At 42.5% G+C, this 6,382-nt stretch carries 8 protein-coding genes; 7 read left to right on the forward strand and 1 reads right to left on the reverse strand.

Features of this window, described 5'->3' with window-relative positions; genetic code table 11:
• The first annotated feature begins 89 nt into the window (after nt 1-89).
• The 5 genes from WMO25_RS13160 to WMO25_RS13180 all read left to right on the forward strand — a co-directional run bounded on the left by WMO25_RS13160 (nt 90) and on the right by WMO25_RS13180 (nt 4,399).
• Nucleotides 90-1,016: a rhomboid family intramembrane serine protease gene (locus WMO25_RS13160; RefSeq protein WP_349085664.1), complete on the forward strand. Its 927-nt coding sequence runs from the start codon at nt 90-92 to the stop codon at nt 1,014-1,016.
• A gap of 87 nt (nt 1,017-1,103) precedes the next feature.
• Complete coding sequence (locus tag WMO25_RS13165) at nt 1,104-1,430, forward strand: hypothetical protein (RefSeq protein ID WP_147322549.1); 327 nt, start codon at nt 1,104-1,106, stop codon at nt 1,428-1,430.
• Between the two features lie 86 nt (nt 1,431-1,516).
• Nucleotides 1,517-2,587, forward strand: a complete 1,071-nt coding sequence (locus tag WMO25_RS13170) for a DUF2953 domain-containing protein (RefSeq protein ID WP_349085666.1) — start codon at nt 1,517-1,519, stop codon at nt 2,585-2,587.
• Between the two features lie 19 nt (nt 2,588-2,606).
• Nucleotides 2,607-2,993 (forward strand): GerW family sporulation protein, encoded by a 387-nt coding sequence (locus WMO25_RS13175; RefSeq protein WP_117539463.1) that lies wholly within the window; start codon nt 2,607-2,609, stop codon nt 2,991-2,993.
• A 263-nt stretch (nt 2,994-3,256) separates the two neighbouring features.
• Entirely contained in the window at nt 3,257-4,399 is a 1,143-nt protein-coding gene (locus WMO25_RS13180; protein ID WP_349085667.1) for a DUF6382 and FHA domain-containing protein, read from the forward strand.
• Between the two features lie 153 nt (nt 4,400-4,552).
• Here the strand turns inward: WMO25_RS13180 and rpmB are convergent, their stop codons facing one another.
• On the reverse strand, nt 4,553-4,738 hold the full coding sequence (gene rpmB, locus WMO25_RS13185; protein ID WP_015514032.1) for a 50S ribosomal protein L28: 186 nt from the start codon (nt 4,736-4,738) through the stop codon (nt 4,553-4,555).
• Nucleotides 4,739-4,940: 202 nt separating this feature from the next.
• On the opposite strand from rpmB, the gene WMO25_RS13190 reads away from it, so the two are divergent.
• Complete coding sequence (locus tag WMO25_RS13190) at nt 4,941-5,300, forward strand: Asp23/Gls24 family envelope stress response protein (RefSeq protein WP_015514033.1); 360 nt, start codon at nt 4,941-4,943, stop codon at nt 5,298-5,300.
• Between the two features lie 25 nt (nt 5,301-5,325).
• Nucleotides 5,326-6,382 (forward strand): DAK2 domain-containing protein (locus WMO25_RS13195; RefSeq protein WP_349085668.1); only part of this gene is annotated, 1,057 nt, incomplete at its 3' end.

Consider the following 6,382-nt stretch of genomic DNA (forward strand, 5'->3'; position numbering starts at 1 on the left):
CGGCCTATGCCGAAGGAACAGTATTGAATATTCCTTCGAATCGGATTCTTCGTCGGAGACAGGAAGCACAGTAGTAGTGGCAGCAGCGGATGCATATTGTCCATCCGCTGCTGTGCAGTTGTATATTTTACACCGTATTGATTGACAAAAATTCATGGAAAATCTATAATTACAGCATAGCTTATAAGAATAAACGTAAAGGAGAGAATCTATTGGAGAAATTTTTAAATAAAATGGAGAGAAAATTCGGCCGCTATGCGATTTCCGGTCTGATGAAATACATCTGCGTTTTATACATTATCGGTTTATTTATCAACATTGCATCACCACAGGTTTACTATTATTATCTGAGCTTGAATCCCTATCGGATCCTGCACGGTGAAGTATGGCGACTTGTGACATTTCTGATCCAGTCACCGAATTCGAATGTGATCTTTTTTATTTTTACTTTGTATCTTTATTATATGCTTGGACAGACACTGGAGCGCGTTTGGGGGGCGTTTAGATTTAACCTGTATTATTTTGCAGGTGTTTTATTTACCATTATCGGTTCTTTTGCCGCCTATTTCATGACTGGACAGGTTTATCTCATGGATACCTATTATATTAATATGTCTCTGTTCCTGGCTTTTGCGTTTGTTTTTCCAGATATGGAGATGCTTTTGATGTTTTTGATCCCGATCAAGATCAAGTGGTTGGCTTATCTGGACATTGCATTGTTTGTCTATGAGATGGTCGTCGGCAACATCGGGACGAAGATTTCTATTGCCATGGCACTTCTCAATTTTGTAATCTTTTTCTTTGGCTTCATGAGAAAGAGAGTTTCACCGGCCCAGATGCATAGACGGGCGGCTTACAAGAAGGCGGTGAAGAAGATGCCGAGCAGACATCGCTGCGCGGTATGCGGAAGAACGGAGGAGACGAATCCGGAGCTGGAATTCCGCTTCTGTTCCAAGTGCAACGGCAACTATGAATATTGTCAGGACCACCTTTTTACCCATACCCATGTTCAGTAGAGGGGGATGCCCTTCAGCTATAAAAGATAAGCGGTTGTGTTTAATTATGATAAAAGTGGAAAGACTATCAATGATTAGCAGGAGTTAATGATGCGCTGGTATAACAAAATGTATTTGGGAGAATCCATTCAGGGAAAGAAAATGTATTATCAGTATGCGATTCAGCATACAAAACGGCTTACAGGCACCTATTGTCTGATGCCGGCTGCCTGTAAGGATGATCTGATAGATATATGTGGCAGCGACCTGCTTCGTGTATCGAAGCAGTATCCGAAGGATCAGCTGGTTATCGGACTTGCCGGCAGTTACAGGGAGGCATGTCTGCTGGCGGGAGAGATTGTGCTTGATGTTCTGAAGAAGACAGGAAGCACAGATATCAGGGCATATTTAAGAGATTCCGGAGAGAATATCTGATCGAGTTCGACTGGAAGAAACAACTGAAGCGGTCGATTGGATAATAAAGTGAATAAAGAATCTCAGTATGAAAAAGGGGTGTAGAAGTGCTGTTATTACATATACTGCTTTTCCTTCTGAAACTGATCGGCATTGTACTGCTTGTCATTCTTGGTTTGATTGTGCTGGTATTGGCCATCGTCCTTGTGACACCGATTCGATATCGAATCGGTGCTTCGAAGTATCATACAATACAGGCGGAAGGAAAGGTTACGTGGCTCTTTCGTCTGATTGAGATGGTCTTTAAGCTGGATACAGGTGCTGAAGAAGGAAAGCGTCTTCATCTGAGTTTCAGGATTGCGTGGCTGAAGCTGTATGACAATCAGAAACCAAAGGAAAAACGTATAAAACAGAAAAAAACAAGAAAAACTAAATCAAAGCCGGAATCTGAGCAGTCGGAAAAGGTAATTCAGGCAGCAAAGCCTGAACAGCCGGAGGCAAAGGTACAGCCAATAAAAACTGAACAGGCGGCTGAAATGAAGAATGAAATGCCGAAAGCGGTGCATCCGGAGAGGATATCTTCGGAGAACCTGGAAAATGAATCAGCAGCGAAGTATGAAGAGAAGCTGATTGAAGGACCGAAGGAATCTGTGGTGGAGAAAATCCTTCGTCTGGCTAAGAACGCAGCCAATAAGATCCTGTCGTTGATCCGGGGCGTTTTCTCTCTGATCTGCAGCATTTTGGGCATTCCGTCAAAAATCATGGATGGACTTGAAAAGCTTGAGAATTTCTTTACAAAACTCCGTGAGAAGAAAGAAGCGTTTCTTGCATTTTATAATGAAACACATAACCATCAATGGTTTATTGCTTTCTGGCATCGGCTGAAGAAACTATTATTTAGAATATTACCGAGGGCAGACAGATTGTATCTGCATTTTGGCTTTGAAGATCCGGCGACAACCGGTCAGGTTCTTGGCGGTTTAAGTATTCTTTATCCGATCTGCGGCGAGAAGATGGAGCTGTGCCCGGAGTTTAATGAAGAAATACTGGAAGGTGAAGTAAAATGTCATGGTCGGATCCGGCCGGTCAGTTTAGTTATATTTGCGGTTAAAAGCTTTTTAAACAAACAATTTTTTTCAATGGTGAAGCAATTTAAAGTCCTGTTAAAGGGCGAATAAGAGGATGGAGGAATTGGATATGTCAGATCACACATTTAATGAAACAGTTGAATCTCTCTTTAAAGGAATGGACAATTTTTTGACAACAAAAACTGTTGTTGGTGAGGCCATTCATGTCAACGATACATTGATTCTGCCTCTGGTGGATGTTTCATTTGGCGTCGGTGCAGGTGCATGGAGCCAGGAACATAAAAACAGTGCAGGCGGCGGTATGGGCGGCAAGATGACGCCAAGTGCGGTGCTTGTCATCAAAGACGGTTCTGTTCGTATGGTACCGGTCAACAACAATGATCCTGTCAGCAAGATTATTGATATGGCACCGGATGTGATTCATCGTTTTATGAACAAGTCAGAAGATGATGCAGCTGTGGAATCAGCGGTTGAACACATTTCAGAAGAAGAGTAGCGAGTAAGGCCGACAGAGCGTGCTTTATCTTGTTTGACAGAAGAACAGAATCGGTTAAAAAGCATAGAATAAAACAGGAGTATTCTGTAATGGGGAGTGCCATGAAAAAGATGTGTGGTTTTGTCCTGTTCTGGATAGCTGCAGGCATGACCATTATGATGTTTGTCAATTCCTGTGTATTAGGCATCTGCCTGATTATATTTTGTCTTATTTTGGCTTATAATCTGTTCTGTTCAAAATAAAAACGGAAGGCGACAAGAAAAATGAGTCAGTTAATGCAATTACAGATTGAAAATGAAAGGACTTTTTTAACATATAAATATAAAAAAGTGCAGGATATTGATGATGTGATCCTGCAGCTGCTGAATGAGGCTGATATTGAGGGCTTTGCGGAAAGCCATATGAATAAAGCAAAATCTACCGTGAATTATGATGTGACCGGATACAGGAAATGGTCAGAATTCTCATCGGACGAATTGACGCCGGAGGTGATGGCCTCTGCAATGGAGAATCTTTATCATCTTCTTGCTTATCTGGAGGATTCGTTTATTGATATTGAATATGTACTGCTGGATAAGGAATACATTTATGTCAATCCGGGCAATGGCAAATTAGTGATTCTGGTTGTGCCGTGTCAGGCAGTTGTAGATGAAGAATACACATTGACGGATTGCGTCAGACAGATGTTTGAACAGTTTACATATGGTGAAGGAGCGTGTGCAAAGCAGTTGAAATCCTGTCTTCAGCAGGAAATACATGCATTGGAAACACTGAAAGAGCTGGCTGATCTTCTGCGTACATATGATGCTGAACCGGAAGAACCTGGAGAAACTGTTTCTGATGAACCGGCAGTGCCGGAGGAGACCGTTATTCTGGAGGCAATTGAGGAGGAAGCGGATCAGATTAAAACAGAAAGTGCCAATATTGCGGCAGATGCAGAGTACATGCGCAGCCAGCTTTGGGAAGATATGCGCCATGAACTGGAGAAAGAACTGCGGGAGCAGATCCGTGAAGAAACACGCAGGGAGTTGGAAACAGAATTAAGAGAAAGTATCCGGGCAGAACTTGAAGAAGAACAGGCACAGGCAGAAACATCGGATGAGAAGATGCCGTATCTGATTAGAAAGAAGACAGGCGAGATCATTAGTCTGAATAAACAGACATTTATTATCGGAAAGCTGGATACCTGCTGTGATTACGTGATCAGGGGCAATCGGGCCATCAGCCGTCTGCATGCAGTGATCAAGTACAAAGAGGATACAGATGTTTATTTTATCGTGGACTGCAATTCGACTAATCATATTTATCTGAATGGACGGCAGATTGAGGCGGAGCAGCCGGAAACACTTGAAGATGGCATGCATATTCATCTGGCGCTGGAAGAGTTTGTTTTTCAACTGAAATAGTGAATCGGAGCTGCGAAACGTCATGTTTGCTGCAGAATCTAAAAATGACCATTTCAAACGGACGCGTGTTTGTATTGGTCATTTTTAGATTATCTGACTATAAAGATGAAAAAAAGCCCTGTTTCGTAAGAAACAGGGCTTTAAGTTTGCATATTAAGCTCTTTCAACTAATCCTGAACGTAAGCAGGAAGTACAAACGTACATCTTAGATGGTGTACCGTTCACGTTCACTTTCACTTTCTTAATGTTGGATTTCCACATTTTATTTGATCTTCTATGTGAATGAGACACCTGAATACCAAAGTGAGCTCCTTTTTCACAGATTGCACATTTTGCCATTGTAAAACACCTCCTCGTGCCAAATTAAACCTTAAATGAGACGCACAAAAACGCCTTACAGGCTTACAACAAATCAATAATAACAGATTCGACCGATAATTGCAAGTACAGATTTTATAAAATATAAAAAAATTATTTTCTTTTCGGGAAAAAGCGGTTATAATAGGTGAGTAGAACATAGAAATAATATTGGAGGTACCATATGAAGGGACGTATTATTACAGATATAGGTCAGGTTTCCGTTGATACAGATGTTATTGCAAAGTATGCAGGTATGGCAGCTGTTGAGTGCTTTGGTGTTGTCGGTATGGCAATGATCAGTGTGAAGGACGGACTGGTTAAGCTTCTCAAACGTGAGAGCATGACAAAGGGTGTCGGTGTTACGGTCAATGAAGATAATCAGATTACGATTGATTTCCATATTATTACAGTATACGGCATAAATATCGCAACGATTGCAGATAATTTAATGAATAATGTAAAATATAAAGTGGAAGCGTTCACAGGCATGAAGGTTGAGAAGATCAACATTTATGTTGAAGGCGTACGAGTGATTGACTAGTATAACAATTAAGGAGGACCCTGTTGTGGGAGTAAAGACGATTGACGCGAATATGTTGAAGAACATGTTCCTTGCAGGTGCGAAACGCATAGAATCAAAGAAAGAATGGATTAATGAACTGAATGTTTTCCCTGTTCCCGATGGAGATACAGGTACGAATATGACGATGACGATCATGTCAGCTGCCCGTGAAGTAAGTGCGCTGGCAGATCCTGATATGGAGAGCCTGTCCAAGGCAATTTCCCAGGGAGCGTTAAGAGGCGCCAGAGGCAATTCCGGTGTTATTCTGTCCCAGTTATTCCGTGGTTTTACACGCCCGATCAAAGACGAGAAAGTTATCGATAGTGTGATCGCAGCAGAAGCATTTAAGAAGGCAAGCGAGACTGCTTATAAGGCTGTTATGAAGCCGAAGGAAGGTACAATTCTTACAGTTGCAAGAGGCATGGCAGAGAAAGCAGCGGATATTTTTGATGCAACAGATGATTTGGAAGAAGGTTTTCGTCAGATCATAGAGTATGGTGATTACATGCTGAGTCTGACACCGGAGATGCTGCCGGTATTGAAGCAGGCAGGTGTTGTGGATTCCGGTGGTCAGGGTCTGATGACTGTACTGAAGGGTGCATATGACTGCCTGACAGGTGTTGAGACAGCGGATGATTTTGCAGCAGAGGTAAAACCTTCTGCACCAGCAGGCAATGCGGGCAAGATGGGACTGGATGAGATTGAAACAGCCAATATCCGTTTTGGTTATTGCACGGAATTTATCGTGATGCTTGAGAAGCCTTTCGATGAGAAGGACGAAGACGAATTTAAGGCATTTTTGGCATCCATTGGTGACTCCATTGTATGTGTAGCGGACAGTGATATTGTGAAGGTACACGTACATACCAATGACCCGGGACTTGCCATTCAGAAGGGCTTAAGCTATGGCTCCCTGACAAGCATGAAGATTGATAACATGCGTGAAGAACATCATGAACGCCTGTTCAAGGATGCACAGAAGCTGGCATCTGCCCAAGCTCAGGCGGATATGCAGGTGAAGGCAGAGAAGAAGGAAGAACCGGCCAAGGAGGCGGGGTTTG

It is taken from the genome of Coprococcus intestinihominis (assembly GCF_040096555.1).
In the GTDB taxonomy this organism is placed as follows: domain Bacteria; phylum Bacillota; class Clostridia; order Lachnospirales; family Lachnospiraceae; genus Coprococcus_A; species Coprococcus_A intestinihominis.